The 26,770-nt window shown below is 60.9% G+C and carries 29 protein-coding genes and 1 tRNA gene; 12 read left to right on the forward strand and 18 right to left on the reverse strand.

Annotation, left to right across the window (positions count from 1 at the left end; genetic code table 11):
• Positions 1–48: 48 nt before the first annotated feature.
• The 3 genes from V1290_RS05520 (at position 49) to V1290_RS05530 (ending at position 1,765) form a co-directional block, all read left to right on the forward strand.
• Positions 49–1,029: a Bug family tripartite tricarboxylate transporter substrate binding protein gene (locus tag V1290_RS05520; RefSeq protein ID WP_334363409.1), complete on the forward strand. Its 981-nt coding sequence runs from the start codon at positions 49–51 to the stop codon at positions 1,027–1,029.
• 92 nt (positions 1,030–1,121) lie between these two features.
• Complete coding sequence (locus tag V1290_RS05525) at positions 1,122–1,334, forward strand: hypothetical protein (protein ID WP_334363410.1); 213 nt, start codon at positions 1,122–1,124, stop codon at positions 1,332–1,334.
• 155 nt (positions 1,335–1,489) lie between these two features.
• Complete coding sequence (locus tag V1290_RS05530; protein ID WP_334363411.1) at positions 1,490–1,765, forward strand: hypothetical protein; 276 nt, start codon at positions 1,490–1,492, stop codon at positions 1,763–1,765.
• Between the two features lie 62 nt (positions 1,766–1,827).
• Here the strand turns inward: V1290_RS05530 and V1290_RS05535 are convergent, their stop codons facing one another.
• Complete coding sequence (locus tag V1290_RS05535; RefSeq protein WP_334363412.1) at positions 1,828–2,052, reverse strand: hypothetical protein; 225 nt, start codon at positions 2,050–2,052, stop codon at positions 1,828–1,830.
• A 365-nt stretch (positions 2,053–2,417) separates the two neighbouring features.
• Between V1290_RS05535 and V1290_RS05540 the strand changes: the two genes are divergently transcribed.
• Both V1290_RS05540 and V1290_RS05545 read left to right on the forward strand, forming a co-directional pair.
• Positions 2,418–3,167 carry a hypothetical protein gene (locus V1290_RS05540; protein ID WP_334363413.1) on the forward strand — a complete coding sequence of 250 codons (750 nt, stop codon included), beginning with the start codon at positions 2,418–2,420 and terminating at the stop codon, positions 3,165–3,167.
• A gap of 174 nt (positions 3,168–3,341) precedes the next feature.
• On the forward strand, positions 3,342–4,271 hold the full coding sequence (locus V1290_RS05545; protein ID WP_334363414.1) for an alpha/beta fold hydrolase: 930 nt from the start codon (positions 3,342–3,344) through the stop codon (positions 4,269–4,271).
• 13 nt (positions 4,272–4,284) lie between these two features.
• Here the strand turns inward: V1290_RS05545 and V1290_RS05550 are convergent, their stop codons facing one another.
• The 4 genes from V1290_RS05550 to V1290_RS05565 all read right to left on the reverse strand — a co-directional run bounded on the left by V1290_RS05550 (position 4,285) and on the right by V1290_RS05565 (position 7,834).
• Positions 4,285–4,911, reverse strand: a complete 627-nt coding sequence (locus tag V1290_RS05550) for a methyltransferase family protein (protein ID WP_334363415.1) — start codon at positions 4,909–4,911, stop codon at positions 4,285–4,287.
• Positions 4,912–4,924: 13 nt separating this feature from the next.
• Positions 4,925–5,977 carry an NAD-dependent epimerase/dehydratase family protein gene (locus V1290_RS05555; RefSeq protein ID WP_334368939.1) on the reverse strand — a complete coding sequence of 351 codons (1,053 nt, stop codon included), beginning with the start codon at positions 5,975–5,977 and terminating at the stop codon, positions 4,925–4,927.
• 33 nt (positions 5,978–6,010) lie between these two features.
• The gene (locus V1290_RS05560; RefSeq protein ID WP_334363416.1) at positions 6,011–6,523 is read right to left on the reverse strand and encodes an Mpo1 family 2-hydroxy fatty acid dioxygenase; all 513 of its coding nucleotides are present in this window, start codon (positions 6,521–6,523) and stop codon (positions 6,011–6,013) included.
• Between the two features lie 333 nt (positions 6,524–6,856).
• Positions 6,857–7,834 (reverse strand): AraC family transcriptional regulator, encoded by a 978-nt coding sequence (locus V1290_RS05565; RefSeq protein ID WP_334363417.1) that lies wholly within the window; start codon positions 7,832–7,834, stop codon positions 6,857–6,859.
• A 151-nt stretch (positions 7,835–7,985) separates the two neighbouring features.
• Between V1290_RS05565 and V1290_RS05570 the strand changes: the two genes are divergently transcribed.
• Positions 7,986–9,059: a class I SAM-dependent methyltransferase gene (locus tag V1290_RS05570; protein ID WP_334363419.1), complete on the forward strand. Its 1,074-nt coding sequence runs from the start codon at positions 7,986–7,988 to the stop codon at positions 9,057–9,059.
• Between the two features lie 251 nt (positions 9,060–9,310).
• On the opposite strand, the gene V1290_RS05575 is transcribed toward V1290_RS05570, so the two are convergent.
• From V1290_RS05575 to V1290_RS05590, 4 genes are all read right to left on the reverse strand, one after another.
• The gene (locus V1290_RS05575; protein ID WP_334363420.1) at positions 9,311–10,459 is read right to left on the reverse strand and encodes a CapA family protein; all 1,149 of its coding nucleotides are present in this window, start codon (positions 10,457–10,459) and stop codon (positions 9,311–9,313) included.
• An 11-nt stretch (positions 10,460–10,470) separates the two neighbouring features.
• A complete protein-coding gene (locus V1290_RS05580) occupies positions 10,471–11,490 on the reverse strand; it encodes a ribonuclease Z (RefSeq protein ID WP_334363421.1) in 1,020 nt (339 codons plus the stop codon).
• A gap of 135 nt (positions 11,491–11,625) precedes the next feature.
• Complete coding sequence (locus V1290_RS05585; RefSeq protein WP_334363422.1) at positions 11,626–12,600, reverse strand: Bug family tripartite tricarboxylate transporter substrate binding protein; 975 nt, start codon at positions 12,598–12,600, stop codon at positions 11,626–11,628.
• A 61-nt stretch (positions 12,601–12,661) separates the two neighbouring features.
• Positions 12,662–13,357: a HoxN/HupN/NixA family nickel/cobalt transporter gene (locus V1290_RS05590; protein WP_334363424.1), complete on the reverse strand. Its 696-nt coding sequence runs from the start codon at positions 13,355–13,357 to the stop codon at positions 12,662–12,664.
• Between the two features lie 370 nt (positions 13,358–13,727).
• Between V1290_RS05590 and V1290_RS05595 the strand changes: the two genes are divergently transcribed.
• Positions 13,728–13,802 (forward strand) — tRNA-Thr (locus V1290_RS05595).
• 48 nt (positions 13,803–13,850) lie between these two features.
• Here the strand turns inward: V1290_RS05595 and V1290_RS05600 are convergent.
• Positions 13,851–14,555 (reverse strand): addiction module antidote protein, encoded by a 705-nt coding sequence (locus V1290_RS05600; protein ID WP_334363425.1) that lies wholly within the window; start codon positions 14,553–14,555, stop codon positions 13,851–13,853.
• Positions 14,556–15,087: 532 nt separating this feature from the next.
• The gene (locus tag V1290_RS05605) at positions 15,088–16,704 is read right to left on the reverse strand and encodes a porin (protein ID WP_334363426.1); all 1,617 of its coding nucleotides are present in this window, start codon (positions 16,702–16,704) and stop codon (positions 15,088–15,090) included.
• A gap of 384 nt (positions 16,705–17,088) precedes the next feature.
• On the opposite strand from V1290_RS05605, the gene V1290_RS05610 reads away from it, so the two are divergent.
• Positions 17,089–17,628: a MarR family winged helix-turn-helix transcriptional regulator gene (locus V1290_RS05610; RefSeq protein ID WP_334363427.1), complete on the forward strand. Its 540-nt coding sequence runs from the start codon at positions 17,089–17,091 to the stop codon at positions 17,626–17,628.
• 19 nt (positions 17,629–17,647) lie between these two features.
• On the opposite strand, the gene V1290_RS05615 is transcribed toward V1290_RS05610, so the two are convergent.
• Positions 17,648–18,754, reverse strand: coding sequence for an alpha/beta hydrolase family protein (locus tag V1290_RS05615; RefSeq protein WP_334363428.1), 1,107 nt, complete (start codon positions 18,752–18,754; stop codon positions 17,648–17,650).
• Positions 18,755–19,221: 467 nt separating this feature from the next.
• Here V1290_RS05615 and V1290_RS05620 point away from each other — a divergent pair, with 467 nt between their 5' ends.
• The 3 genes from V1290_RS05620 to V1290_RS05635 all read left to right on the forward strand — a co-directional run bounded on the left by V1290_RS05620 (position 19,222) and on the right by V1290_RS05635 (position 20,665).
• Entirely contained in the window at positions 19,222–19,443 is a 222-nt protein-coding gene (locus V1290_RS05620) for a hypothetical protein (RefSeq protein WP_334363429.1), read from the forward strand.
• A 186-nt stretch (positions 19,444–19,629) separates the two neighbouring features.
• Positions 19,630–20,052 (forward strand): hypothetical protein, encoded by a 423-nt coding sequence (locus tag V1290_RS05625; RefSeq protein WP_334363430.1) that lies wholly within the window; start codon positions 19,630–19,632, stop codon positions 20,050–20,052.
• 358 nt (positions 20,053–20,410) lie between these two features.
• Positions 20,411–20,665 (forward strand): hypothetical protein, encoded by a 255-nt coding sequence (locus tag V1290_RS05635; protein WP_334363432.1) that lies wholly within the window; start codon positions 20,411–20,413, stop codon positions 20,663–20,665.
• Positions 20,666–20,750: 85 nt separating this feature from the next.
• On the opposite strand, the gene V1290_RS36435 is transcribed toward V1290_RS05635, so the two are convergent.
• The 5 genes from V1290_RS36435 to V1290_RS05660 form a co-directional block, all read right to left on the reverse strand.
• The gene (locus tag V1290_RS36435; RefSeq protein ID WP_442894968.1) at positions 20,751–21,203 is read right to left on the reverse strand and encodes a hypothetical protein; all 453 of its coding nucleotides are present in this window, start codon (positions 21,201–21,203) and stop codon (positions 20,751–20,753) included.
• Positions 21,181–21,891: an outer membrane protein gene (locus V1290_RS05645; protein WP_334363433.1), complete on the reverse strand. Its 711-nt coding sequence runs from the start codon at positions 21,889–21,891 to the stop codon at positions 21,181–21,183. Before V1290_RS05645 ends, V1290_RS36435 begins: the two co-directional genes overlap by 23 nt.
• Positions 21,892–22,205: 314 nt before the next feature.
• Positions 22,206–23,249, reverse strand: coding sequence for an alpha/beta fold hydrolase (locus tag V1290_RS05650; RefSeq protein WP_334363434.1), 1,044 nt, complete (start codon positions 23,247–23,249; stop codon positions 22,206–22,208).
• A gap of 120 nt (positions 23,250–23,369) precedes the next feature.
• Positions 23,370–23,792: a hypothetical protein gene (locus tag V1290_RS05655; protein WP_334363435.1), complete on the reverse strand. Its 423-nt coding sequence runs from the start codon at positions 23,790–23,792 to the stop codon at positions 23,370–23,372.
• 202 nt (positions 23,793–23,994) lie between these two features.
• Complete coding sequence (locus V1290_RS05660; protein ID WP_334363436.1) at positions 23,995–24,240, reverse strand: His-rich protein BRANT; 246 nt, start codon at positions 24,238–24,240, stop codon at positions 23,995–23,997.
• A gap of 295 nt (positions 24,241–24,535) precedes the next feature.
• On the opposite strand from V1290_RS05660, the gene V1290_RS05665 reads away from it, so the two are divergent.
• Positions 24,536–25,072: a tetratricopeptide repeat protein gene (locus tag V1290_RS05665; RefSeq protein ID WP_334363437.1), complete on the forward strand. Its 537-nt coding sequence runs from the start codon at positions 24,536–24,538 to the stop codon at positions 25,070–25,072.
• A gap of 81 nt (positions 25,073–25,153) precedes the next feature.
• Here the strand turns inward: V1290_RS05665 and V1290_RS05670 are convergent, their stop codons facing one another.
• Complete coding sequence (locus V1290_RS05670; RefSeq protein ID WP_334363438.1) at positions 25,154–26,728, reverse strand: S10 family peptidase; 1,575 nt, start codon at positions 26,726–26,728, stop codon at positions 25,154–25,156.
• Between the last annotated feature and the right edge of the window lie 42 nt (positions 26,729–26,770).

The raw sequence follows: 26,770 nt of genomic DNA on the forward strand, positions 1-26,770 counted from the left end.
GGGAGCCAGTACGCGTCTCCGGATCACGATACTTGAAGGGAGGCCGCCATGAAACTTCTGCATTCATTGGCTTGGTTTCTTGCGACACTGGTCATATTCGTCACGACGGGGCCAAATGCACTGGCGCTCGATTATCCCGTCCACACGGTTCGAATTGTCGTCGGTTTCGGACCGGGCACGTCTCCAGATATCATTGCGCGCTTGCTCGGCGATAGGCTGTCCCAGGCATGGGGGAAGCCAGTCGTGATCGAGAACACAGTCGGCGCCAACGGCAATATTGCCGGAGAACGCGTCGCAAGGGCTGAGCCGGACGGCCATACGCTGCTGCTCGCGGCCAACCCGGCGATCGTCATCAACCCCAGCCTGTATGAGAAGATGCCGTTCGATCCGGTCCGGGACCTTGTGCCGATCTCTCAGGTGTGTGCTTACGCAAACATCCTCATCGTCAACAACGACGTGCCGGCGAAGAATGTGCAAGAGCTTGTGGCACTCGCACGCGCGCAGCCGGGCGCACTCACCTATGGGTCCGCAGGATTTGGCTCAACGCTGCACCTCGCCGGGGAACTGCTGAAATCGATGGCGAAAGTCGACATCCTGCACGTGCCGTATCGCGGTGCTGTCTTTTCGCAGGAGCTGGTCGCTGGACGGCTCAGCATGGCGTTTGTTCCTCCTACCGGCGCGTTGCCCCTCGCGCGCGAAGGGAAAGTCAGGGCGCTCGCCGTGACGTCGTTGGAGCGCCATGCCGGCGCACCCGATCTCCCGACCATGGCGGAATCAGGCTTCCCGAGCTTCGATTTAACAGTATGGTTTGGCTTGATGGCGCCTGCCAGAACTTCACCGGCGATTGTCGAAAAGCTGCACCGCGAAACCGTGAGGATTCTCGCGATGCCGGAGATGCGCAAGCGGTTCGATGACCTTGGAATCGAGCCGATTGGCAACTCACCCGCGGAATTCGCTGCTGTTATTGACGGCGAGATTCCGAAATGGGCGAAGCTGATTAGAGAAGCGGGTATAAAGCTGCTCGATTAGATTGCGGCCGATCACGGAACCTGTCGCCGGCACCGCCGCCGCCCTTCGAGGAGAGCAATGAAGCCATATCGCGGCGACACCAGATTTGACCGGTGGTCATCCTTTCCCGACCGGGCATCGTGGCGCGGCTGCAGTTAGAGCTATTCGATTGGACGCTGCATCAAAAGATGCACGTCACAACGCCAAACGCAAAGATCGCTGCCTATGCCAACCAGCAACTGCAGGTAAAGAACGGCGTGCTGATCGGCATCTGGGACGAGGCCGAGCTTGGTGCGATCAGGGAGAAGATCGGGATCAAGCCATAAGACCAGTGATGCGCATTGCACGACGGATTAGCCCAGGCAAAAGACGTCTGGCGTTCTGTCTCGGCATCAAGTCAGCGTGAGGCGTGAGGCAGCTCACATTCGAGAACCGCGAGTTGATCTAAGGCCGTCGCAAACCCGGCTTCGGGAGACGAGCCATGCCATTATTCAACAGCCAAATCGATTGGCGGGGAATGGGCACCATAGTGGTGGTCGGGCTTTTCACCCTGTTCGCCCTTACGTTCGCCGTTGTTAGTTACGTGGAATCGTCATCGAATGCCGACCTGGCCGAGTTTACGAGCACGACCGAGTCATCGGCATCTGATCCGAACCATTCCAACGAATCTACAACCGAGAGCCCGTCCGCCAAGGAACGAACGAGCTGCCCCCTCGGTAACAAATCGCCACCAACTCAACTACTGCCCTTGCAGTAGTCTACACTTCAGACCAATTCGGCCTCGAGCGCCTACGACGCATCGTGCGCCACGGGACGATTTCATCCACGGCCGACAAGGTCGACCGGAGTACGGTAGAGCTCGTTACAGTCTCCATCGGTGACACGCACAGCACATCCGGTGGAACGCAGCTCGGGGCGAACGATGCAAAGCTCGCTCGCGAGGCTTTCGGCCTTATCGATCGCGTTTTCTGTGTTTTCGAGATACATGCCGCCCTGGTTTTTGAACTCCGCGCCTATGACGAGATCAAAGTTGAAGTATGGCATCAGTGCCCCCTGCCAAATTCAAGCTGCACGGAATCTAACTGAGTCTGGTGGGTTCCCTCATTTCAATTTCTGCCTTTGACATCTGATTGTAGTCGTCTGTTGCGCTTCGGTACCGCGACCGCACCATCGCGTGCACACCACTCGACGCGGCACCTGCTGGTCCGAGACCTGAGTGGTCGGACCGTCGCAATCGTGATTCTGCTCCGGGCTGCTAGCGCAAACCATTGAGGGGTTGGAAACTAGTGTTGCGGCGGAGACACGTCGGGTTGGTAAATTGCGGCCGCTCACGCCACGTTTATTGCAGTTCCGAGCACGCGGGCGCTACGGTCGCCTGCAAAGCACTTCGCAGCCCTTCGAGGAGCGCAATGAAGCCATATCGCGGCGATATCGGAACTGTCGGCTGGTCATCCTTTCTCTGTCTGGCATCGTTGCGTCGACTGCACGCGATAGCTATCGCGGTCTTGCTGCTCCTGGCGATCGGCGCAAGCCCCACACAGGCACGGAGTTCCGCGTCGGCGGCCTCGACTGCTCATGTCTATCTGCTCCGCGGCGTGCTCAATATCTTTTCTCTGGGGCTCGATGACATTGCGGTAAAGCTGCGGGCGCAGGGCATCCCGGTCACTGTCGCGAACTTTGCCTCTTGGTCGTCGCTCGCCGACGAAGCCGCCGCCGGATACAAGAGTGGCAGGATCAAGACGATCATTCTGGTCGGGCATTCCTCGGGGGCGACCGCGCTTCCCGACATGGTCGCCAAGCTGGATCAGCTTGGCGCTCCCGTTAAGCTCGCCATCGGCCTGGATTCGGTGTTTCGCACCAGCCTCTCGGGACGCGTGGGACGCTATGTAAACTTCTACATCGCCAACGGCGCCGGCACGCCGGTTCAGAAAACCGGACAATTCCAGGGCAAGCTCGAGAATGTGAACGTGCAGAACGTGCCTGGCGTCGGGCACATGTCCATCGAAAAGAACCTGATCATGCAGCAAAAGGTGATAAGCGAGATCGACGCGGTCGTCTTCGGCCGATCTGTACCAGCTTCGGCGGCGCAGAGGCCGCGGCAGCCTGAAGCGGCAAGCACGGCGAGACCTGGCACGGCAAGCACCGCGGCGGTACGTTAGTAGTTCGAATGCCGTCGCCGAAGCGACGAGCGCCGCAAATTCTGCCAATTCCTCGACGATAGATCACCCGCTAGAAGCGCCGGGTGGCGTGGCCCGCCGGCATTCAAGGTTCGTCACTTCTACGCCTAAATCGCGAGCGGAATGTACATGAAAAGTCCGACGCTGGTTGCAGCCGTGGTGATCCGTGCAGCCCTTTCCGTCTGCATCTTGGCGGCCGTTTGTAATCTGGCGGTCGCCGATCCGGTCGCACGCACGACCAATGCTGTCGCAACCGTCGCTCCCGACACGCCGCCAGCCGCGGCCCAGCCGCAGGCGCGCGTCTACCTGTTCCGCGGCGCGCTCGGCCCGATCTTCTCGCGCGGGATGGACCGCCTGACCAATCGTCTCCAGCAAGCCGGTATCCGGGCTGACGTCTATGAATTCACGATTTGCCGGCTGATTGCGGATCAGGCGATCCGCGATTTCCGGGACGATCCTGCGCCGATCGTGCTGATCGGTCATTCGATGGGCGGACTGTGCGCCTTGACGTTCGCCGGGATACTGAAGTCTGAAAACATACAGGTAAGCCTGGTGGTCACCATTGATCCGGCTCAAGCAAGCCCGAAAGTGCCGCTGAACGTCGAGCGTTACATCAACATTTTCCTGTCCGACAGTATACTGGGCGGCGGCGATGTGGTGGCGGAGCAGGGTTACCAGGGTCACTACGCAAGCTTCGATTTGAAGCAGCACGGGGAAGTCACCCACATCAACATCGACAAGATGGATTCCATCCACGAGCAAGTGGTGACGGCAATTGCACAACTTGCGACGACGCCGGCCAAGGGAGAGGCGGTGCCGCTGCGCTACGTCGTTCCTCCTGATGCCCCGCTGGAGCTTTGGGACAGCGGCACGCAGCAACTCGCCCGCTCGGGCGATACCTTGCAGAGGCTAGCGGCACTGAACCATGTACCGCTGTGGTCACTTACCCAGGCCAATCAGCATTCCGACAGTGCACCGCTGTCAGTTGGCCAACGCGTCCTGGTTCCGCGCCGTCTTGCTCCACCTGTCGCGACATCAGCGGCGTCACCCGTCGCTACACCAGCGGCGACGCGACGGAAACGGTAATGGCAGAGCGACGTCAGGTGCGCGGCAGGAACGGAATCAGCATCGGAACGCGACGGCAATACGATCCATAGGCATCCGCACCGAGTTCCGCCGTGAGGAAGCCCTCCTCCATGCGGGCCTTCAACCCCATCCCGAGCGAGATCAGCGCCGCCCCCAGCATCGCGGAAACTGTTCCGACCGCTATACCCGTCACCAGCATCCCGGCGATAAGCCCCGTATAGATCGGGTGGCGCACCAGCCCGTAGGGGCCGGTGTCGATGACCTGATGGCCTTCCTTGTGCGTGATCGCGTTCGACCAGAATCGTCCGAGATGAATTCTCCCCCACCAAGTGAATGAGATCCCCGCAAGAACAAGGCACGCGAGCACATAGATGCCCAGGTTGCCAAACTGCCAGAGCGGCTTTTCCCCCAGGACCTTGCCCGTCAATGGCAAGAAAAGAATGGCCCCTACGAGAATGGGGGAGCGGTATTTGAGCGACTCCCAGGTCATCACGTGTTTCTTCGTTTGACCGGACCAGAACGACGCCAAAACCCAGCTCATGACCCACAAAATCCAGATGATGGCGAGCAACTGTGTGGGCCAGGTAGTGGTCCAGCCACTCAAGGCGAAAGCCAGCCATTGACCAGGATCGTTGAGCATGTCGCGGACCATCTTAAGCGATTGGATCAACCGCCGAACAGGCGCTCGACGTGTAACGAGTGCTCGGCATTGAGTCCCATTCAGGTTGATTGTTGCCGGCATCAAGCAGATGCGCAATGGCTTCACGCAAAACGGGTTCGACGGGACCCGGCGCATAGCCCAGCTCTCGTTGCGCTTTTTCGATCGACAATGCCCCCGCCCGCAATGCGATACGAACGCCTTCGGCCGTACCGGACGGAGGCCGGCGCGTCACGTGATCGGCGATGAACTCCAGCGTTGCAGTGACCATTTCGGCGACCTTGCCGTTGACTTGAATGCAGCGGATGCGACGGCCGCTGATATCAGACATGAGTTCGAGAACCCGTCTTAGCGGCATGCTTTCGCCACCGAGAACGTAGCGATGTCCAGCCTGTCCGCGCTCCATGGCGAAGATCAGCCCTTCGGCGGCGTCGCGCACATCGACGAGGTTCACGACAAAATCAAGGTGCAATTGAAGACGCCGGTTGAGAAAATACCGGAGCATCGCCGTCGGCGGGGTAACGTTGTGGTCATAAGGCCCGACGGGCATGGTGGGACAGCCGATAACCACCGGGTATCCGGATGCGGCCGCCTGCATAGCGAACCGGTCGGCGAGCATTTTCGAGCGCGTGTATGGACCCGGCATGTCGTCCGGCAGGAGCGCATCGTCAGCGACAGGAGCCGCCGATGGCGAGGCTCGGAACAGAATGGATTCCGTCGAGCAGTGCAGGAAGCGCTCTATGCCGCGCTTGCGCGCCGTCTCAATGACGATCTCGGTGCCGCCGAAGTTGACGGTGTGAAAATCGGCCTTCCGCGGCAGCCACATCCCCGGCAAGCCAGCCAGGTGGTAGACCTCGTCGACCCCGTCCATCGCGCGGTCAACCAGGTCCCGATCAAGCACCGATCCCCTGACATACTGAACCTGCGGCAACGCGCGAGGGGGCGGCTGAAGATCGAGCACCCTCACCTGCCGACCTCGCCCGATCAGCGCCGAGACCAGGTGCTTTCCGATGAATCCGCTGCCGCCTGTGACCAGTATGCGCGTCATGCTGCCCATGAACTCAAGCTAAACTATTTGAGATCAAGATGCAGCGCTTTGCGGATGCACTTGGATGATGATGGCGAGATCGCGCCGAAAGCCCAGCGAGATAAACAGTTTTGCCATGACAAACATTGGGCCCAGCAACAGGTGAGTCGGATTGTCGACCAGCGCCGGCTGCTGCCGCTCGAACACGCGGTGCCCAATAATCTGCGATGCGACGCCGACGACAATCAAGATGGCCGTAAGTGTCCACATGCCGGCAATCGTCGCATGACCAACGATCATGCCAGCAGCCGAGAGCAACACAACCGCGGCTCCAAGGATTCCGGCGCCAAGCGCGAAATCGAGCAGGAACCAATAGACGAGCACCGGTATGACAGCGATGGTCGCCGCGCTGGTTTGGAACCCGAACACGGTGATGGACCACAAGCTGAGCGGAAGGATGGCGGCCAGGAACAGGAACACGATGCCGAGCACATGCATTGCGCAGTTCCAGGGGTCGCGATGATACTCGACGTAATCAGCGAGCTGCCGCCGAAAATACGAATTCATGCGGTGCTTATCCCCCTGCTATCGGCAAACGCGGCCAGACGGGTCAACCAAAAACCCAGCCCACCTGCTTCGATGCCCCAACTTCCATCAGAGACAGTAGTTAAACTAGGAAATCATCATCAAGTCAAAACGCGGACGCGGCACGTTTGACACTCCCTCAAGCCCGCTGCCAATGTTGACAAATCATACAGTAGTTCAGACGATTAGCGTCGTACGGGGTCTCGGGAACCGCTGCGCGCAGCGATAATTTTCCGGCAAGTGTTGCAGTTCGGCCAACCAGTCACAATCGTTTCGTGAGCCCTTTACCCCAGGACGCTACGCGCCAGCGCGCGCCTACTCCGGCGACATCTGCGTCTGCCGCCAGGCGGCCGGTGGCGTACCTACCGTTCTGCGAAACGCACGATTGAAGGCGGCTTCGGAATCGTAGCCAACCGCCTCCGCCACGCGGGCGATCGGATCGCTTCCAGACGCCAGCAGACCGGCAGCGAGTTGCATGCGCCAGCGCGTCAGATACTGCATCGGCGGTTGTCCGATCAGGTGGGTGAACCGCTGCGCGAATGTCGATCGCGACAGCCCCACGGCCTTCGCGAGATCATCCAATGTCCAATCCGCCGCTGGCTTGCCATGCAAGAGATTCAGCGCTTGACCGACGTGTCGATCGGCCAAGCCGGCAAACCAGCCGGTCTGTTCGGGGCCAAGCGCTTCGATATGGCATCTGATCGCCTCGACAAAGAGCAGTTCGCCCAGCCGGGCCAGCACGCCCTCCCCGCCGGTACGACGCCCCTCCGATTCAACCCGTGCGGCATTGATCAGGTAACCAAGTCCCGAATTCTCCCGATATGAACTTCCGCGCAGATGAAGGACGGCAGGCAAGGACTCCAAGAGTGGATTGAAAGGACGCGCGTCGCAGCCGAGAAATCCGCACAGGATGCGCGCGTCGGCGGGTCCGCTGTCGCCGAGGCGGACCTTGTGGGGAAGCTGGTCGGCGGTCGGCCGATGATAGTAACTCAGGTCAGGGGCCGCCTGCATGCCGGGCGCACTGGAAAGCACATGCGCAGCGCCTTGCGGAAATGCGATGATATCGCCCGCGTCGAGCCGCACAGATGGCTCATCGATTAGCCCGCCCCAGCAGCAACCATCGACAACGACGTGATATTCGATGACATGCTGCGCCCCCGGCAACACGGCTGAAGCGCAGGTGGACGATGCCGGCGCCGCGGCCACCCATGGTGCGCGAACGTCAAGATGGAAGAACATCGCACTGCAAAGTCGTACGGCGCGCAACACATCGGACAGGGCATCCGCCCCCATAGTCGCAGCTCCAATCGGACGCTCGGGCACGCTTCTCGGACGAATGGCAAAAATAGGAAGGATTCAGACGCACAGTCAAGCCATCCGGCAGTCTGGTCATTTGCCGCACCCTCGCGAGGACCTATGTCCCATCGCGCCAAAGGAGGCAGCAATGAACATTTTGGTCAGAGAATTAAACGAGCAGAAGCTGGAAGCATTTGTTACGCGGATATTGGGCGATCTCGGCGCCGCCATGATTGCACCGCTGGTGCGCATTGGTGACGAGCTCGGACTGTACAGCACACTCGCCGCGTCGGGACCGGTGACGCCGGAAGAACTGGCGCGCCGAACCGGAACAGTCGAGCGCCTTGTGCGCGAATGGCTCAGCGCCCACGCCGCCGCCGGCTATCTGGACTATGACGCTGCGACCAAGCGCTTCTCCATGAATCCCGAGCAGGCCATGGTGTTCGGCAATCCTGACAGCCCGGTCTACATGCTGGGCTCGTTCGAGGTTTGCCAGGCGGTGATGGTTGACCAGCCCAAGGTGAGCAAGGCCTTCCGCAATGGTGGTGGCTCCGGCTACCACGAGCGATGCAATTGCCTGTTCAGCGGCATGTCACGCTTCTTCGGCGTGAGCTACAAGGCCCATCTGGTGCAGGAATGGCTTCCCGCATTGGACGGCGTGGTCGAAAAACTCGGCCGCGGTGCGCGGGTCGCGGATATCGGCTGCGGCCATGGCATCTCAACCATCCTGATGGCGAAAGCATTCGAACGGTCCAGATTTTTCGGGATCGACAACCACGAAGATTCAATCGCCTGCGCCCGCGACGCCGCGAAACGCGACGGCGTAGCAGCCAGGACGGAATTTGATGTCGCCACGGCCAAGAATTTTGTAGGCGGCAATTTCGACCTGATCTGTTGTTTCGACGCGCTGCACGACCTTGGTGATCCCGTCGGCGCGGCGAGCCGCATTCTGCAGGCTCTCGCTCCCGACGGCTCGTTCATGGCCGTGGAGCCGCTAGCAGGAGACCGGCTGGAGGACAATATCAATCCGGTCGGCCGCCTCTACTATGCCGGCTCCACCATGATCTGCACGCCGGTTTCCCTGGCGCAGGAGGTCGGGCTCGCCCTCGGTGGGCAGGCAGGACCAAAACGGTTGGAAGCGGTTCTGCGCGAAGCCGGATTTAGCCGTGTCCGGATCGCAGCCGAGACACCCTTCAACATCGTGCTCGAAGCGCGGCGATAAGACTGACCGCGCTGTCGTTTCTTACGCCACCGGGAGCACTGCTCTCCGGTGGCAAAGGTGCCTAATCATGACGCAGACCTTACAAGCAAAACAAGGCAATCGAGGATTTGGCCAGCAAGGACTTGGCCAGGCCGGCTGGATCCTCGATCATTGGATCGCCTGTTTCCTGGCAGCGGTAGAGCGCGCTGTCCGTCATCGACGCACGAAGCATCGGGACGGGACGCAGCCCGCGATATCTACTGCATCTAGCGTTAGGTCCCTGCCCGAGGCCCGATAACGACAAGCTGCTGTTCGGAATCAGGGATGACCCTTGTTCCGAACTTCTGACATCTCTCATCCAGTGTCTGCTGGATCCATTCGATGTCCTGCCGTGCTGGAATGGAGAGACGAAAGTTCTTGATCTGCAGGGGAACCAGTTTGAGCGCATGGAGGCTTCCGCTGGTCGGATCCAGGTCGGCGAAATACATCAAGGCAAGGTCGTCACGGTAGCGCTCGTAACCACTGATGCCTTCATAGTCGTTCAGGAAATCACCGCAGCCATAGAGAATGAGGCGGTCTCGATAAATTTCGATCGCTCGCGGATGATGCGAAGAATGTCCGTGAACGATCGACACGCCTGCCTTGTCGATGAGGGCCCGGGCCAGAATTCTCTGCTCGTGCGGAATGTGATATCCCCAATTGGATCCCCAATGGATTGAAACGACGACGAGATCGCCGGGCTTCCTGAGCGCCATGACCTGGTCGGCGACCTCTGACGCACTCGCCTCGGAGAGGTCCGGCAGCAAGTTGACGCCCGGAGTGTCTGACGTCGCAGCCCATTCGAGCGGGATGCCGCTCGATGTCGATCCAAACGAACAGATCAAGAGCCGCGCTTTGCCAAGGTTCAGCACCGCGGGTGCGCGCGCTTCATGATCGTTGCGCCCCGCGCCCGTTGTCTTGACGTTGAGTTTTTGCAGAGTAGTCAGCGTCTCCAGCAAGCCGGCGCGGCCCCAATCGAGCACATGATTGTTGGCCAATACGCAGCAGTTGATCTCGGCCGCCGCGAGGCATTCCGCATTCTCCGGGCTCATGCGGTAGTTGATGCCCTTGTTCATGCGGTCGTTGCTGCGAGTCACTGCCGTTTCAAGATTGATGATCCGCGCGTCCGGCCGCATGCGCGCCAACTGGTCCAGCGCAGCGCCCCAAACGTAGGACGGCCCGTTCTGCCGCGGAATGGGTCCGTTCGCCTGCTCGGCGAGCCGCACGTACCCCTCCGCCGATCGCACGTAATGTTCGTAAATCTCAGGGCTGCAAGGGTGCGCCAGCACCTGGTCGATGCCGCGGCCGCACATGACATCTCCGCAGAGAAAGAGCCGTACCAATTTCCGATGCCCAGCCGGCAAACGTCTTTCCTCGAGCATGAAAATACCGCTCAGGTTGTTGCGTCAAATGTGGGCCCCTTGAACGCCGTCATCACCTCGGCCAGCATCCGCTCCTCCTCTCCCGCATAGCGCGGAGAGAAGTGAAACGGCTCGACACGGCGGACATTAGCTTCCCGCGCAATTTCTCCGGCAGCCGTCGTTGTAAGATGGCCCCGCTCCCTCGCCAATGCGGCATCCGTCCCCGCGAATGCCGCCTCGATGAAGAGGATGTCCGCATGCTGAACGAGCGCCACGATGGCGGCGCGATTGGCCGGCGTATCGACAACATCGGTAACATAGGCAATTTTCTGGCCGGCAGTGACCGTCAGGAGGTCACGCAGGCTGCCGAGCGGCTCGAGGCGACCGTCTGAAGCCGCCGCCCCATCGATCCGTATCAAATGATCGTCCGGCCGGCCTTCCACAACCGCCTGCTTGAGCCACTGCAACCACGGACCGACCGGAAGCCCGCGCTCGGATAGTCGATTCTTCCAAATGTTGACATGGGCCGCTTCCTGCAGGGCAAAGCCGAGGCAGGGCGTGCCATGCTCAAGGATGGCGGCTGAAACCCGGCGGGTCCGCTCGTCAGACAGGACGCCGTCAAGAACTGTCTTCGACACCGGCGGTTCCGCGGCAAAGGCGTTCTTCAGCCGGAACTGCCTGGTCGCGATGGAGTTCGGCGTCTCAAATTCGCTGACAACGAAGATCAGATCGGCGCCGTAGCTCTCGACCAGATTCCATCGATAGGCCTGAAGCTTGTGAAAGACGCGCTCGGCAAAACCGGCCGGGCCGTAAAGATGTACAGTTTTCTCCAGTCCTACGTGCAAACGGAGCAGATGATCGAAGCCAACGAAATGATCGATATGCGCATGCGAGACAAAGATCTGATCGACGCGTCGTATCTTCCGCGGTGACAGTGAAGCGATTTCCCCGAGATCGAACAGTACGCTGCGCGTCTTGAACAGCGTCTCCACATAGACCGTCGGGTCGCCGTAGCGACCGTTGACCAGGTTCGGATGGAAGATCGGTCGCATGACAAACTATGCAGCAGGTTTTTCACACGGCGTGTGCGTCACTCTACTTTCACCGCCCAAGGAACCCTCCTTGTTTACCCGGTCAATGCTCCCTGAAACCTCCAGATTTAAGCAGACTTTTGGACTCCGCACCGGCTAGTTCGTGATCTTGTACCCGGTCTCTTTCACGATCGGCTGCCAGAAGGCGTTATTGGCAGCGAGCTCCTTCGTCAGACCTTCGGGCGTCGAACCGACAGGGATCAGGCCGATCGCTGCGAGCTTTTCCTTGACCTCCGGCTTGGCGAGCGCGGTGGCGACTGCCTCGCTCAGCTTTTTCGCAAGATCCGGCGAGGCGCCTGCCGGCAGCCACATGCCGTACCAGGCGTCCGCCACCAGATCGACGCCGCTCTCTCTGAGAGTCGGCGCATCGGGCAGGAACGGCGAGCGCTGCGCGCTGCCGACCGCGAGAATCCGGACGTTGCCCGCGCGATGCTGCGGGATGGCATCAGTCAAGGTGGAAATCGCGAACGGCATGTGGCCGCCGACGAGGTCGTTGATGATCGGCGCGCTGCCGCGATAGGCCACGCGGGTCAGCTTGACGCCCAGCGCCTGCTCGAGCCGCGAGCCGGTAAAATGCGGAATGGTACCGTTGCTCGGCACGCCGAACGTGGCCTGATCCGGATTGGCTTTCAGCCAGGCAACGAACTGCTTGAAGTCCTTGACCTCGGCCGGGACGGCCTTGCCGACAAAGACGCAGAATTCGAACCGCACGAGTTGGCTGACCGGAACGAAATCCTTTGCCGCGTCGAAGCTCGGCGTGGTCTCGACCATCGGCAGCAAATACATCGTCGGTCCCGTCGTCACCAGGATGGTCGTGCCGTCGGGATTGGCGCCCTTCACCGCCTTGATGCCGATCAGCCCGTCGCCACCGGTGCGGTTCTCGACGATGATGTTGCGATCAAGCAAGGGAGCGACGTGCTGCGCCAGCAGCCGGCAAAGTGCGTCCCCGCCACCGCCGGCTGCAAAGGGAAAGATGATTTTGGTCAGCGGCCCGGCCTGCGCGAATGCCTTGCCCGTTATCGCCGCCAGCGAACACGCGGCGCTTCCGGCCAGAAAATCTCGGCGCTTCATTCTGTCTCCTCCCAGCACTTTATAATTGTTCATCGGTCCGCAACGCTAAGGCCACCCGACGTCAGGTCAGCACCGTCTCGACCACCGTCATAATTCCGATCGCGACGGTGGCAAGGCCGACTGCCCCTTGCAGGCTGCGATTGGCCCAGGTGAGCCAGCGCGCGGAGACCGCAAGCGGCACCGCGATCGCCGTCGACAGCGCGCCCATGCCGATCATCGAGCCGACGCCGAACAATGCGACATAGCCGAGCCCGACGGTGGGGCTGGAGGCCTGCGTGACCGCGAGCACCAGAAGTGCGGCCGAGCCCGCCATGCCGTGCATCAGGCCGACGAGCAGGGTCCGCCAGCGGAAACCATGTTCGTGGATGTGAGCGGCGCGGGCGTGCGGCGTGATTTCGCCGGCATGGCTATGGGCGTGGAAATGCACCGTGCCGTCGCCATGACCGTGTTGATGAAAATGCACCCGGTCGCGCCACAGCCGCCACAGCACATGCGCTCCGAGACCGACCAGCATCAGGCCGACGGCGGTCTCGAGCGGCTGGGCAACGCCGTCCGGGATCGCGCGGCCGAGCAGAATGGCGACGCCGGCAAACACGAACAAGGTAAGCGTATGGCCGAGCCCCCAGGTCAGCCCGTGCTTGACAATATCGGCCACATGGCTGCGGCGCGCGGCGATACTGGAGACGGCGGCAATATGATCGGCTTCGAGCGCATGCTGCATGCCCAGCAGAAACCCCAGCCCCAGAATTCCGAACATACGCCCCCTGCTCGCTTGCCTGTTTGATAAAATACCACTTCGGAGCCGTTGTCAGGTCAAGACTTCATCGAACAGGCCCGTTGCCGCCGCCATGGCCCCGATCGGCGGCGACGAATGCGCCCGGCGCAATGGCTTTGTCTGCACCCCCGGGCCCCTGGTTCCGCGGCGATGACGGCCGCAGGCACATTTGCCAGTAGATCAGTGCAAATCGGGTCCAGGAAAGGCGGCTCGAGGCCCGCCTTTTTCATGCCTCGGGTGCGCTGGAGCAGTTCTTGAGGTTCTGGTCCTTTGCGACCAAGTCTGCTATTCGAGCCGCCGAAGAGCGGCCCATGCGGCGGGCATTTTCGTTGTCCACCGATCGCTTCAATTCGCCGGTTTAGCTCAGCGGTAGAGCAGCGGTTTTGTAAACCGAAGGTCGGGAGTTCAATCCTCTCAACCGGCACCACTTAAGAACGTCAGGCGGCCGAAACCGTGCGAACGGGCCAGGACCCGTTCAGGCCTCCGCCATTGCTGGGATTTCCACGGGAAGCTGTTGGGGGAACACCATCTCTGACGATGTCCCGAGCTCTGCCGATTTTCCAAGGCTCCGCGTTGAATAGGGATCGAGCGACGCTTTCCGATTGCTTACCCGCTCTACACGCAACTGCAATCCGAACGCCCCGAGAATCGTCAGGACAGTCGTAAATTCGGGAGAACGATCGCCCATGAACGAGCGGTAGAGACGTGTTCGGCCAATCTGTATTCGTCGCGCGAACTCAGTAACATTCTCCTGGGCTCGGATGATCTCACCAAAGGTAGAACAAATGGCGCGAAAATTGGATGTTGCAAAGGCAGGATTCAAGAGCTCGGCAACTCCCGCCGGAGTGCTGTAACGTAAATGGCCATGCACTGGCTGTTGAGAGCTATATCTTTCGACCGTGGATGCGGACGGTTGCACTGTAACCATCCTCAGGCGTAGTGCCGTAATCACCTTCGTCACCGTGGAAAGCCGCGGCCCCCTCTCCGATGCAAAAGCCCCGTAGAGGTGTGCCCGCTCTATTCCTGATTCGATAGCGATCGTCGTGACATTTTGGGTCCGGACTGCTTCACCGAGAGCCAGGCAAACCTGACGGCTATCGGTGGTTTGAAACGCCTGATTCAAGAATTTTTCAAGCTGAACTGTGCAGGCGTATTGGGAGCGACGCGCCGTCTTGGCCATCTGGTGCCATCCGAGTCTGCACTCACCGGCGCAATCAGAAATAGCCCCCAAGAGGCCGAAAAACCTCTGGCCGGGCATGGCCAGAGGTTTCGGAGGTATTTCTGAAGATGCTGGTGCGCTTCTCCATGAGAGGCCGCCAACCGATTTGACGGCTACGCCTTAAATAATACATGAGTTACTCAGGTTATTACAACATATATTTTAGTTACGCACATCGAGCACGCTCCGGCGGAGACGCTTTGCTCAGGCTTCGACGGTGTGCGGGCGACAGGGCTTCGCTGAAGGCTCGTCGCTCGATGCAGGGTTCAAACGGCGCGACGGAGATCCCGCGAACATTCTGATGACGGGACGCACTTCCGAGTCTTTGAGCGCTTGAGCAAGCTTGCGCGCCGCTTCTGCGCCAGCAGATTTATTCTCAAGAATGTTTCGAGTATTTGGCCGAAGTTTGAGAGAGGTGTCCTGGCCGAGCTTTCCAAAAAGAGACCCCCGGCAGTGAAACTGCCGGGGGTTATTGCGATAGTTCAGTTCGGGATCAGAAGTTACGCTGAGCGCGAATGTTCAGGAACACAGTGCTCTGGTCCCGGAACTCGTAGGTCGCACTCGGCTTCGGGCTGGTCGCGCCCGGAGCTTGTGCCGTGATCGCACCCGTCATCTTCTGGTCAAGGAAGAACGCGCCGACTTCAGCCGAGAACGTCAGGTTCTTGACAGGAGTCCAGCGGGTGACCGCACCCACCATCGCAACATCGAAGTCCGGGTTGCAGGTGAAGTCGCCACTGAAGCTGCGTGCGGATATTACAGGACCGCCCGCAGCGGGGCCCGCAAAGGCCGCACAATAGGCCGCGGTCGCTGTACCATTGTAGCGAACCTGGGCGTAGCTGCCCCAGAGGCTGGTCGACCAGTAGGGATCCCAGTTGTGGTTGAACGCACCACGGACGCCCCAGGCATCCGTAAGCTGGATATCGCCACCCGGGACATAAACGCCGTCACTGGTGTAGCCAACGCCGTAGCTCTGATAGGCTCCCGCACGGCTGGTATCACCGAACATCGCAAAGCTCGGCGACGTGCCGCTGGTGGAGATCACCGACTTGGTGGAGCCCTTGGCGTAGGTGGCGTCGATCTTGAAGTCATCGCCCGCACCGGTCGGCAGATTCTTGATCTGCAAGGCCGCCATCACCGCACCGCCCCACTTGCTTTCGGGGTGACCGGAGATTTCCGACAGAGCGGTCGGCACGCCCGTCGGGCCTAGCACGTTGTACGAAGCGTTCACGAGATGCGCCAGACCGCCGATCTGGAACAGACCCCAAGCCTGGTCGACCCGGATGTTGCCGACGATGTCGGGCGCATGCACGCCGCCATAGGCGTTCGGCGCAATTCCGAGCGTCGAGACCGAGCTGGCCGGATTGGTTGCGAGTGCCGTGGGAGTAGCAGCGGTTGCCGCGAAAGTTGCAAGATATCCGATGCCCGTGCGGCTGTACACGGTCGGTTCGTCCAGACCGATGGTGCCCGACACGCCGTTGCCGAACTGAGCGGTGTACTGGATGTTGTTGACGCCGGTCACGTAGTCCGGACCGCCGATCAGGTTCGAGTTGTTGTTGCCCGGATAGCCGTTCCACGGCGACGCAAAGGCCGAAACCGACTTACCGAAGGTGAAGCCCGCGAACTGCAGGAAGATCTGGTCAATTGACACGTAGCCGTTGCCGGCGGAGTCAAGCAGGTTCGTGTTGTTGCCCAGGCGCGTGTCGAGCGAGTTCGGATTGAAGGTGTTGTTGCCGAGTGTGCTGAACTGGAAGTTGGCCTGACCGAAGGTGCGGACAACGCCGTATTCAGTGGCGGTGCGGGTATCAACCGACAGCGACATACGGGAGCGGGCCGCGAAGTAATTGGCGTAGCGGTTGCCCTGACCGATGTCGCCGTTCCATGCCGGCGAGCCGTAGATGCCGCCGTTGAACGTGGTGTCGACGCGCAGGTAACCACCAATCTTCATGCAGGTGTCGGTGCCGGGGATGTAGTAGAAGCCAGCGCCGTACAGGGAGCAGATCTTCACGTATTCGACCGCTTTGGCCTTGACGGGAAGATCGGCGGCCTGTGCTCCACTCACGGCGATGAGACCCGCCGCTGAGCCGAGAACAAGGCTCTTGATCATAGTCATGTTAAACCTCCAAGTTGCTCTGCCAGGACGAGGACGGACCTGTGGCTGTTCCCCCAGGAAAGATCCGCCCTCGCCTTTGAAAAACCGCTCAGTCGTTTCGCGTCTTCGGACACACCCGCATGAACGCGAGGGACTTAAGCGAACCACCTGCAACGGAACGACCCAGGACCCCCCTCGGCCGTCTTCAGAACTATGCATGCGCAACTTACGTAATCAAAATAGTTTATGAACTCATCTATCTCTATCCTGTTCGACTGTGTCGCTGTGGCAACACCGGCTGCTCGCAAAATCGTGTTCGGGGAACCGCCAGAAAGGCGTCCACTTGGATGATATTGTTAGGTAAATCAGTTAAGTTAGTAAACGCTGGCTCGGATGAGAGAAACTATGGGACAAGAACTCCGCAAGGGATCGGACTCATCGAGCCGCGGCAACCGCGGAGGGCCGAATGAGGTCGGCGGAAAGAATCAGGACATCGCCCGGCAACTCGCCTGGGAGATCGCCGCCATCAACGTGCACCTCCAGGAGATTCGTTACTTCTGGGCAAAAGCCCTCGGCATCAGCGGCCCGCAATGGATGATCCTGATGGCCCTGGCCGATCTGGATAAAGGTGAGGGCGTCCCAGTGAAGGTCGTCTCAAAGATGCTTCACGTAGACCCGTCGTTCGTCACGACTCAGTCGAAAATGCTCGAGAAGAAGGGTTTCATGCGCCGGAGGACGTCGGCAGACGATGCAAGGGTTGTGCAGATGTCGTTGACGGACAAGACTTATAAGCACATTGCGAACCTGGCCTCCGAGCAGGAGGCCCTCAACAACTTCGTCTTCGCGGAATTCAGCGACCGTGAACTCAGCGAGCTCACCGGCAAACTCGCGACCCTGAAGGGCCGTCTCGAGAAGGCGAGCCTGAAGATAGCGATGGGTATATGACCTCTCTGACGGTAACGAGCTAGGCCGGTACCGACTCAAGGCGATCGGCCATCCAATCAAAAATGAACTCGTTGGCGAGCGTGGGATTATCGCAATGCCCATGCGCGGCAGCCGTTTCAGAGCTATCGAAAATTCTTAGTGAAATGTCGGGCTGGCTGGTCTTGAGTCGTTCGAACAGACCGGTCACATGGTTGCTTTCGAGCCAGCCCTGCTCACCCATGGTGATCAGGACCGGGCAGCGAAATTTTCGCTGCGGCCAGCCGCCTTCGCTTCCTTTGCACGCGGAATCCAGCGAGAGGCGGTCCATCAAGAAGGCGCGCTCGTGCATGTCCCAGATTCCGCCGTCACAAACCGCGGCGGCGAAACGATTGTCGAGAGCGACGCCACGCGCCACGAAGGACGATCCCGAACCGTCGCCGAGAATTGCCACCCTGTGTTCGTCGATGTCGCCCCTCGTCGTGAGGTAATCCATCACGTGGCTTACCGCCATTTCGAGATCGGGACGGCCCGCTACCTCATCGAATTTGGCGCCGGTGCCGGATCCAAGCAGATCCACGGCCAGCAGCGACAATCCCCTGTCGCGGGCGTAGCGCGCCACCTTGAAGAGATATTCTTCCTTCCGATGCCCGGGATCGCCCATGCACACCACGACAGGCGTTCGATGCGAAGCGGCCGGGGCAGGCAAAAAGTAGCCTTCCAGCGGATAATCTTCCTGCCAGGGAATCTCGACGACCTCGCCGGCGGGAGTGAGATGCGCAATGTAGCGGCGGGCGCAGGCCCGCATGGTTCTGAGCACACCCTGCTGTTTCTCGTCGGCAGCGTCGAAATCGAACGCTGATGCCTGATAGTAATTGATGGCACGGAGCCAGTTGCTTTGTGCGGTCAGCACGTGACCGCGCTGGAAGGCAGCGTTGGCGCGCTCGTTGCTGATATCAGCCATCCTCAGCCATTCCCGATACCAGGAATCGCCGCCATCCTTTGGGTCAATCCGACTTGCGACAAGGAAGCATTCCGAGATCAGCGAGCCCCCTTCCTGAGCCAGGCCGAGCAGCCTCATGAACTCGATTGAGAACTCTTCGCTGTCTGGCCATTGAACCCAACCCGCCGGACCAAAATGAATCTTCATGCCGGAAGCAAACCTGTGAACCTCAATTGATAAAATTAGTTATAGATTGTAATTTAAATCGTGAGGTCGACATCCTGCAAGCCCTCCAAACGTCCCATGCCGCAGATATGGTTAGCCCGACCGAACGGCTCCCAGCCTTCAATAGCCGGGCGGTTCGGGCCATCGCCTGAGAGGCATCTCGGAAAATGTATTGCACCGGGCGGAACTAGGGGGAAAGTGCTTGTTAGCCCCATCTATCGGGCAACGTGCTGTTTTTTCAGGCGATTCTCGTAGTTCTACGGTGCTGAATGCGCCACCTGGCCCATTATCAGCGCGGCTTCTGGCCTGGATGAGATAGTAGTTCAACGTCCTGGCCGATGCGCCACCCGCGGTTGTGGGATCGGACACTCACTCTCAGACTGATCGGGGAAACCAACCCCCACCTCTCGCGTTCTCCCGGCATGAGAATTCGCGAAGAAAATTGCAACATGGTGCTGCTCGCTATCGTCGCGTGTTTCAGCGTGGCGATTGCTGGTGGCGCTATGCTGCTTGGGTTCGACGACAAGCCGGTCCGGTTCGCCCACCGGACAACCGCTGGCGTCGAGCGTTCGCCGGCAGCCGACCAGCGGATCATCTATGTCGGCGACCAGCCGCCGGTGCGTATGATCGGCGCGCCCTTTGTTCCGAACACCAATCCCCGCGACCGCTAGTCACTCCGCTTCGCGCGATCAGGTACATCATCCTCATGCGCCCGCGCCATGTCCACGTTGGCAGTCACGAACTGTCACCGTTTTGTCACCTCGCGCGCAAAAGAGCGGCAGTTATCCCCAGTTACGTCCCCGCCCGCTTGATTCCACAAAAGCCGTTTGGTGGAATGACTTGGGCCGAGGTGTCTCATGAAATGGATGAGGGAACGCGATCTCCTGATCGCGCAGACGATGGCGTTTGTTCAATCGGTGACCGGCAAGCCGCCGGAGGCCGAGAAGACGGGCACGACGTCGGTCACCGTCCTCTCCGTCCAGGCATCCGAGCCCACCCGTCCAGCCGCGCCGCCTTCTGACATCCAGGCCCTGCTGGCGGAGACGATGCCCATTGCCCAGGCGCCAAAGGAAGCGTCGAGGGAAATTGCGAGGCTGGCCCCTCTCGCGCGTCCTGACCTGCGGGACGACATCCAGTCCGAGATCAAGGCGCGGGTCGCGAGTTTCCGTGCCCATCAAGAGCGGTTCAACCGCGAGCGCGAGGCCTATTGCACCGCGACCATGGCAAAGGTGCACGCGGCGCTCCGAGAAGGCGAGCCGCCGGCGCGGCCGACTAAGTAGATCCCAGACATCTTGCTGCGTTCTCCGCCCCCGCCCCCGATGTTCAGAGCCAGGCATAGACCAGCGCCATGTTGGCTGCGCATGCAGCCAGCAGGCACACGGTCAGCGTGAGTTGGACACGCTCGCAGGAGGTCTGGAGGCTCGTTCTCATGGCCGGAAACATCCGGCGATTCTGGCGACTGAGTCTCGGGGATTCTTTTTTCGGGAGTTTACGGCTCGTTAAAGACTCAGAGACTCCACGAAAATGGGCCGAAGCGAGCCAATTTGCTCCCGAAACAGCCTGTGGAATGGCCGCATGGCAGCCAAGCCTGAAACCCGGCCCCCGCTTCCGCGTTGACCGTTTTTACCGGAGCTAACAATGCCCTACGCGCTGTTCTCAAACGATGCCAAGCTGAGCAAGGCCTATCCAACCGCAGCCGATGTCTGGAAGATCGCCCAGAAGAGCGGTCTCGTCGTCGACGTCATCGCCGGGCGAGACAACACGGGTCCCCGTCCGGTGCTGGACCATGACTACGAGATCAAGCCCTGCCAGCTTGAGCCGCACGAAGACCCCGCCCGCAACAAGGCCGACGCCGAGCGCGACGCGCAGACGGAATTGCAGCTCGCGTCGTAAGGTCGGCCGCAAGCGGCCGACACGCGACAGGTCCCGGCGAATGAACCCATTCGTCGGGACGACATCCGAGACGGAAAATCGGATCCTACGGCGTCGCCGAGACCAGCGATACCTGTTCCGAAGCAAGGGTGACGCAGGCCTTGCGCCGCTGCAGTCCCCTGATCGCACCGGTTACCTTGCGCACCTTGCCGGCCCCGCACGAGGGATCCTGCACGAAGGCGACTTCATAGGGAGCAAGGATAAGCGGTTCGGATTTCAGGACAGTTTGAGCAAGGCACGGAGACGCCGCTGCGGAAAAGATCAGCCCTAACGCAAAAGCACGCATGTTACGATGTCCAACCAGCCGGCTGAGACCATAATAGCGCATCATGACGAAAAGTTGCGTGCAGCGCGAAAAATTTTTTGACGCGCTCTGAGGACGCGCGCGGCGCGGCAGGCCGCACGCGGCCGCTTGGCATTCGCTGACAAAAAGGCCGGCGTAGCGCCGGCCTTTTGTGTCGATACGGAGGGCCGCATCAATATTTGGCGGCCGGACCACCCCAGCCGAACCGGTAGTTCACGCCCACTTTGGCCGTATGCTCGTCGTTGCGGAAGGTGCGGCCGTTGATGTCGGCAGGACCGGACGTGAAGGTCGTGTCGCCGAAATTGTAATACTGGTACTCGGCCTTGGCCGACCAGTTCGGAGCGAACATGTATTCGAGGCCGCCGCCGACCGTGTAGCCGTCCTTGTGGTTGCCGTTGGTGGTGAAGCCTGCGGGCACCCCGGCCACCGATACGCCGAGATTGTTGCTGTCACGCCAGGCGTAACCGCCCTTGGCGTAAAGCAGCGCCGGACCCCAGGTGTAGCCGAGCCGGCCGGTCACCGAGCCGATCTGATCGGTGTTGGAGGTCACGAGCGTCCCGTTCGGAAACAGCACGCCGTTATTATTGTTGCTGGGCAGCCAGCTATACTGGGCTTCGGCGCCCAGCACCCAGTTCGGCGCGAACTGATAGTCGAAGCCACCCTGCACGCCGCCGAGGAAGCGGACGTCGCTGCCCTGCAGGGAGTTGTCACCCGCGAAGGCGCCACCGGCATGGCCGCCGATATAGAACCCGGTCCAGTTATAGACGACCTGAGGCGCCGTATAGGCAGGCGCCTTGGTGTACGGCCGGGGCGGCATGTCGGCCGCAAAGGCTGGAGCCGCCATGACGGCCAGCGCGGCAGCCCCGAGCAGTATCTTCTTCATCCTATTTCCCCGTTACGAACGTCGCGGATACCAATCCAAACAACGTGACTTCATTTAGGTTGCTTTGCGGCAAGCGCCCGCGACCGGATGGCGCGCCACTGTGATGGCACAGCAACAAAGCGGTTTAGTTCCCTCGCACGCCAGGCTTTTTCCCGGGTTAAGAGGTGATTCCCCCGCTTAGCTGGTGTCCGGGATGACTAAGGCAAGGTTCAACCATCGCCGAAAAGTGATCCGATTTCGTTCACGGTTCCTTCCGGGGAATAGTCCCCCGAGCCGGCAGTCGTCGGGACTGCCGGCTGCAAGACCGTCCGTCTTCAAGAGCGAGCCGCTTCGACGACGGCGTCGGCAAATGCCTGCGGCGCCTCCTGCGGCAGATTGTGCCCGATCCCGCCGGCGATGAGACGGTGGGCGTATCTGCCGGAGAACTTCTTGGCGTAAGCCTTCGGGTCCGGATGCGGTGCGCCGTTGGCGTCGCCTTCGAGGGTGATGGTGGGCACGGTAATGACCGGAAATTCGGCCAGCCGTTTTTCCAGCACGTCGTATTTGGTCTCGCCCGAGGCGAGACCAAGCCGCCAGCGATAATTGTGGATCACGATGGCGACATGATCCAGGTTGTCGAAGGACGCCGCGCTGCGTTCGAAGGTCGCGTCGTCGAAATTCCATTTCGGCGAGGCAAGCTGCCAGATCAGCTTGGAAAACTCGCGCCGGTATTTTTCGTAGCCCAGCCGGCCGCGGTCGGTCGCGAAATAATACTGGTACCACCACTGCAGCTCGGCCGATGGCGGCAGCGGTTTTGCGTTGGCTTCCTGGCTGCCGATCAGGTAGCCGCTGACCGAAACCAGCGCCTTGACGCGTTCCGGCCAGGCCGCGGCGACGATGCCGGCGGTTCGGGCGCCCCAGTCGAAGCCAGCCACCACCGCTTTTTCGATCTTCAGCGCATCCATCAGCGCGATGACGTCGGTGGCAAGTGCGCCCTGCTGGCCGTTTCGCGGCGTATCGCCTGAGAGGAAGCGCGTCGTGCCGTAGCCGCGCAGATACGGCACGATGACCCGGAAGCCTGCCGATGCCAGCACGGGAGCCACGTCGACGAAGGCATAGATGTCGTAGGGCCAGCCGTGCAGAAGAAGGGCGACGGGACCATTGGCGGGCCCGACTTCGGCGTAACCGATATTGAGAACGCCGGCTTCGATCTGTTTCAGCGCAGCAAACGAGGCGTGGGCGCCCGGCCTGCCCGCGCCTGCTCCTGCGTCGCCGGACTGTGCGAACAGAGCCCCGCTCGTGGCAAACGGTGTGGCCGCAAGGGTAGCTGCCACGATGCCGAGGAAGCGGCGGCGGTCAGGCGTGATGGAATGGGACATGGTCTTTCTCCGCTCTATATCTCATGCGATTAGATCGCGTGCGATATAAATGATCGGAGATGATATGTATAGGCGCGAAGCATCACACTCTCGTGCGAAGCTCACGGCACGCGCGCGAATCTAGCGCGTCAGTTTCTCCAGTTCCGCAAATGGCGCGTAGGCCAGCCCCGCACAGGGCTCCGCGGCGTTTTCGATGATGCGGTCGAGCCGGCCGTCGACAAAAAGGATGGCGCGTTCACGCGGCTCGCGGTAGCCGCCGTCGGATTCGCGCGGGCTGAACCGGAGACAGACGACATAGCGCAGCCGCCCGCCGACCACGCGCTCGGTCGGCTCGGCCATCACGGCGCCGCGTACGCCGACGGGATCATTGAGATAAGTCTTCAGGAACGCCAGCACTTCCGTGCGGTAATTTTTCGGAAAAGGCTGGCTGGAGACGCCGCGATCGTCGGTAAACGTGATCGGCCTGCTCTCGTCGCTGGCGGCGCAGGCCGACAGCGCGAGCGGCAACAGTATCACCGCCGCAATTTTGACTGAACTTCGCAAGCGAAATGCTTCCCCCGCCCCCGTTGGCCGTCTCTTAGACTGCCCGGCGGCGAAATGGAATTCGCATCTCGGTTACTGGTCCCGAACAGATCGAAGCAGCGCCAGCCCACGGCCATCGGGGAAGCAATGGCACGTGGGCTGGTCCGATATCCGCCGACGCGGGGGCGAAACGCGCCGGCGGATCAGATTCGATCGAGCTGGTTCAACTGCGCTTGGCGGCAGGCGCGGCGGGTTTGACCACGGCACGCTTCTTCGAGAGGCCGACCTGCTTCTTGTGGCTGCTCGCATTCGCGTTCAGCGCCTTCGATTTTCCCTGTTCGGCCTTGGTGGCCGGAGCCTGCGTACTCTTGTTCACCGGAGCTTGCGCGGTTTTGCCCGCAGTGCCGGCAAACACGGGCGCGGCGAGAACGGACACGGCAACGAGCGCTGCAGAAAAGGTCTTGAGCATAGCTGTCTCCTCTTCCATGGGGACCTGCGGGCTCTCCGGTCCGAATGGCCGGGCTCGCCGATCATGCGCGCGACGTTAAGCACGGCGCAGTGAACCCGTCCTGAATCGAACGTGCGGACTTCGTTCATCTCCATGGCAGGTTCGCCATCTTTTGAACGCGAACTGCGGCCGGCAAATCGGCCGAATCCACAATCGGCAGAAACGAAGGCGGATGGCGGGAATGTTCTCAACTGCCGGGTGTTCACATCAACGGCCTTCGGTGTAGGATTGTGGAACCGGTCATCAGGAGAGATGCATGAACAAACTAGCGATCAGGCTTTTGACGCTCGCAATGTTGTCGCTTACGCTCGCGGCAGCTCCTGTCGTCACCGCCGTCTACGCAAATCCCGACAGCGAGCCGCCTCCGCCGCCGAAGAAGAAAAAGAAATCCAGCGAAGCCCGCCCGGCCATTGAACAAACCGCATTCGTCGACGGCTATCGCGCTGCTTACGCCGCGATCTACGAGCGCCACGACTATGCGTCGGCGATCGAGCAGTTGAAGGCGCTCGGCCGTGAGGACTCGGCCGCCGTCGCCAATCTCATCGGCTATTCCTATCGCAAGCTCGGCGACTACAAGGTCTCGCAGATCTGGTACGAGCGCGCGCTGAAGGCCGATCCGAACCACGTCAAGACCTGGCAGTATTACGGCCTGTGGCAGGTCGAACAGGGCAACCGCGATCAGGCGCAATATCACCTGAACCGGATCGCGCAGCTCACCGGCACCTCAAGCGAAGAATATCGCTCGCTCGCCGCCGCGCTCGAAAAGCCGCCGGGCGCGGGATTGGTGTACTGAGGCACGACTTTCTCCGCGTCATTGCAATGACGAAGGAAACACCAGCGTAGTCATCAAGACTGCGCCGGTTTTGTTTGAGCGCTACTTCATCACCTTCTCAACCTCCGCGCGGAATGCCTGGCGCGCGCCGTCGCGCGAATAGAACATGTGGCCGCCGGGATAGACGACGAGTTTGACCCGGTCCGACCGCGCATAGGCCGGCAACTGGTCGAGAATTACCTTCGAGGCAAAATAGGGCGTGGCGAGATCGAAAAGCCCGTGACCGACCAGCAATTTCATTTTCGGGTCGAGCGCGAGAATCTGGCGAAGCTCCGAAACCGACTCGGCCGGACCGCGACCGAAATCCCAGGCCCTGTACACAGCTGAGTTAAGCAGGTGATACGAGCCATCGGGACGCCAGTTGAGTTTGCGCGTGGTGAGGTCGACGGCTGCGCTCGTCAGCGGCGCCGTCAGGGAATCGCCGGAAGGATCGCCGAAATGCGCGTTGTTCGAATCCGGATAGGGATCGAAACCTGAGACCGAGCCGTCATAACGTCCCGTCACACGGCCGTTGCGGCGGTCGAACTCTCTGCGGAACTCGCCGACCTCGAAACGCCCTCCGAGTCTGCGGCTCACCGCTTGATCGATGCCGGTCAGCGCGGCCACCTTGTCGGCAAGTCGCGTCGCGGCCTCGCGGTCCGCCTGCCCCTTGACGAGATCGGTCACAAACTCGCCTTGCGCGTAGCGCTCGACGTCAGCGAGATCGGCGCGCGTCACCGGTCCCTTGGCTTCGCGCGCCACCGCCGCCATGCTTGGCAGTGTGTTCATATACTGCAACAGGCTCGAGCCGGAAAAATCGCGATAGTCGAACAAGGGTGAGACCAGGATCAGCCCGCGCACGCCGACGCCCTGCTGGGTCTGCAGGTTGCGAACGATTTTGGGTCCACGGATGCCGCCATAACTTTCGCCGGTCACGAATTTCGGCGAGAGCAGACGATCATTCTTTTCCAGCCAGCGCCGGATCACGAGTGCGATGGCGCTGACGTCGCCGTCGATGGAGTAGAATCGCTTGCGCGTGTCCTCGCCGGTCGCGACGAAACGGCTGTATCCGGTGCCGACGGGATCGATGAATACGAGATCGGTAAAGTCGAGCCAGGTCTCGGCGTTGGGCAGCAAATCGGGCGTCGCCGACGACACTGCGCCCTCACCCGTGATCGATATGCGCCAGGGTCCGGCGTCGCCGAACTGCAGCCAGGCCGAGGACGCGCCCGGGCCGCCGTTGAACAGAAACGTCACCGGCCGGCTTGCGCGATCGGTGCCGTCGAGCTGGTAGGAGGTATAGGCGATATCGGCCTGCGGCTCGCGCTTGTCGTCGAACAGCCGGATCGAGCCGGCGGTGGCGGTGAAGTTGAGCGTGCGGCCGGGCAGCGTCAGCGTTTGCCGGGTGGTGGAATCCGGCGGCAGGCGATGTTGTTCGGCTGCCGGCGATGGCGTCGCGGCGGGGCCCCGCCCTGCTTCGCCCTTCTGGCCCGACGGAGACGGCGATGGCGTCGCTGCGGCGGGCTGCTGCGAAGTCGGCGAACTCGCCTCCTCGGCGCGTATGCCGGTCGCGCAACACAGGACCAGAATCGCGGCGGCCAGACGCATGGGACGCGTTGCCATAAAACGAGAAGCCATGCCGTTCACTCCCAATCTGCGCCCGACAGCGCTGTTGGTACA

The organism is Bradyrhizobium sp. AZCC 1578 (assembly GCF_036924675.1).
GTDB lineage: Bacteria > Pseudomonadota > Alphaproteobacteria > Rhizobiales > Xanthobacteraceae > Bradyrhizobium.

Coding starts and splice junctions, on each gene's coding strand:
- V1290_RS05560 (WP_334363416.1), bottom strand. CDS start 6,523: ATGAATTCGTATTTTCGGCGGCAGCTCGCTGATTACGTCGAGTATCAT.
- V1290_RS05650 (WP_334363434.1), bottom strand. CDS start 23,249: ATGTCCCATTCCATCACGCCTGACCGCCGCCGCTTCCTCGGCATCGTG.
- V1290_RS05620 (WP_334363429.1), top strand. CDS start 19,222: ATGGTGCTGCTCGCTATCGTCGCGTGTTTCAGCGTGGCGATTGCTGGT.
- V1290_RS05645 (WP_334363433.1), bottom strand. CDS start 21,891: ATGAAGAAGATACTGCTCGGGGCTGCCGCGCTGGCCGTCATGGCGGCT.
- V1290_RS05590 (WP_334363424.1), bottom strand. CDS start 13,357: ATGTTCGGAATTCTGGGGCTGGGGTTTCTGCTGGGCATGCAGCATGCG.
- V1290_RS05530 (WP_334363411.1), top strand. CDS start 1,490: ATGCCATTATTCAACAGCCAAATCGATTGGCGGGGAATGGGCACCATA.
- V1290_RS05670 (WP_334363438.1), bottom strand. CDS start 26,728: ATGGCTTCTCGTTTTATGGCAACGCGTCCCATGCGTCTGGCCGCCGCG.
- V1290_RS05565 (WP_334363417.1), bottom strand. CDS start 7,834: ATGGGGGCGGATGCCCTGTCCGATGTGTTGCGCGCCGTACGACTTTGC.
- V1290_RS05615 (WP_334363428.1), bottom strand. CDS start 18,754: ATGAAGATTCATTTTGGTCCGGCGGGTTGGGTTCAATGGCCAGACAGC.
- V1290_RS05660 (WP_334363436.1), bottom strand. CDS start 24,240: ATGCTCAAGACCTTTTCTGCAGCGCTCGTTGCCGTGTCCGTTCTCGCC.
- V1290_RS05585 (WP_334363422.1), bottom strand. CDS start 12,600: ATGAAGCGCCGAGATTTTCTGGCCGGAAGCGCCGCGTGTTCGCTGGCG.
- V1290_RS05665 (WP_334363437.1), top strand. CDS start 24,536: ATGAACAAACTAGCGATCAGGCTTTTGACGCTCGCAATGTTGTCGCTT.
- V1290_RS05610 (WP_334363427.1), top strand. CDS start 17,089: ATGGGACAAGAACTCCGCAAGGGATCGGACTCATCGAGCCGCGGCAAC.
- V1290_RS05575 (WP_334363420.1), bottom strand. CDS start 10,459: ATGCTCGAGGAAAGACGTTTGCCGGCTGGGCATCGGAAATTGGTACGG.
- V1290_RS05580 (WP_334363421.1), bottom strand. CDS start 11,490: ATGCGACCGATCTTCCATCCGAACCTGGTCAACGGTCGCTACGGCGAC.
- V1290_RS05605 (WP_334363426.1), bottom strand. CDS start 16,704: ATGACTATGATCAAGAGCCTTGTTCTCGGCTCAGCGGCGGGTCTCATC.
- V1290_RS05600 (WP_334363425.1), bottom strand. CDS start 14,555: ATGGCCAAGACGGCGCGTCGCTCCCAATACGCCTGCACAGTTCAGCTT.
- V1290_RS05550 (WP_334363415.1), bottom strand. CDS start 4,911: ATGCTCAACGATCCTGGTCAATGGCTGGCTTTCGCCTTGAGTGGCTGG.
- V1290_RS05540 (WP_334363413.1), top strand. CDS start 2,418: ATGAAGCCATATCGCGGCGATATCGGAACTGTCGGCTGGTCATCCTTT.
- V1290_RS05555 (WP_334368939.1), bottom strand. CDS start 5,977: ATGACGCGCATACTGGTCACAGGCGGCAGCGGATTCATCGGAAAGCAC.
- V1290_RS05635 (WP_334363432.1), top strand. CDS start 20,411: ATGCCCTACGCGCTGTTCTCAAACGATGCCAAGCTGAGCAAGGCCTAT.
- V1290_RS05625 (WP_334363430.1), top strand. CDS start 19,630: ATGAAATGGATGAGGGAACGCGATCTCCTGATCGCGCAGACGATGGCG.
- V1290_RS05570 (WP_334363419.1), top strand. CDS start 7,986: ATGAACATTTTGGTCAGAGAATTAAACGAGCAGAAGCTGGAAGCATTT.
- V1290_RS05535 (WP_334363412.1), bottom strand. CDS start 2,052: ATGCCATACTTCAACTTTGATCTCGTCATAGGCGCGGAGTTCAAAAAC.
- V1290_RS05520 (WP_334363409.1), top strand. CDS start 49: ATGAAACTTCTGCATTCATTGGCTTGGTTTCTTGCGACACTGGTCATA.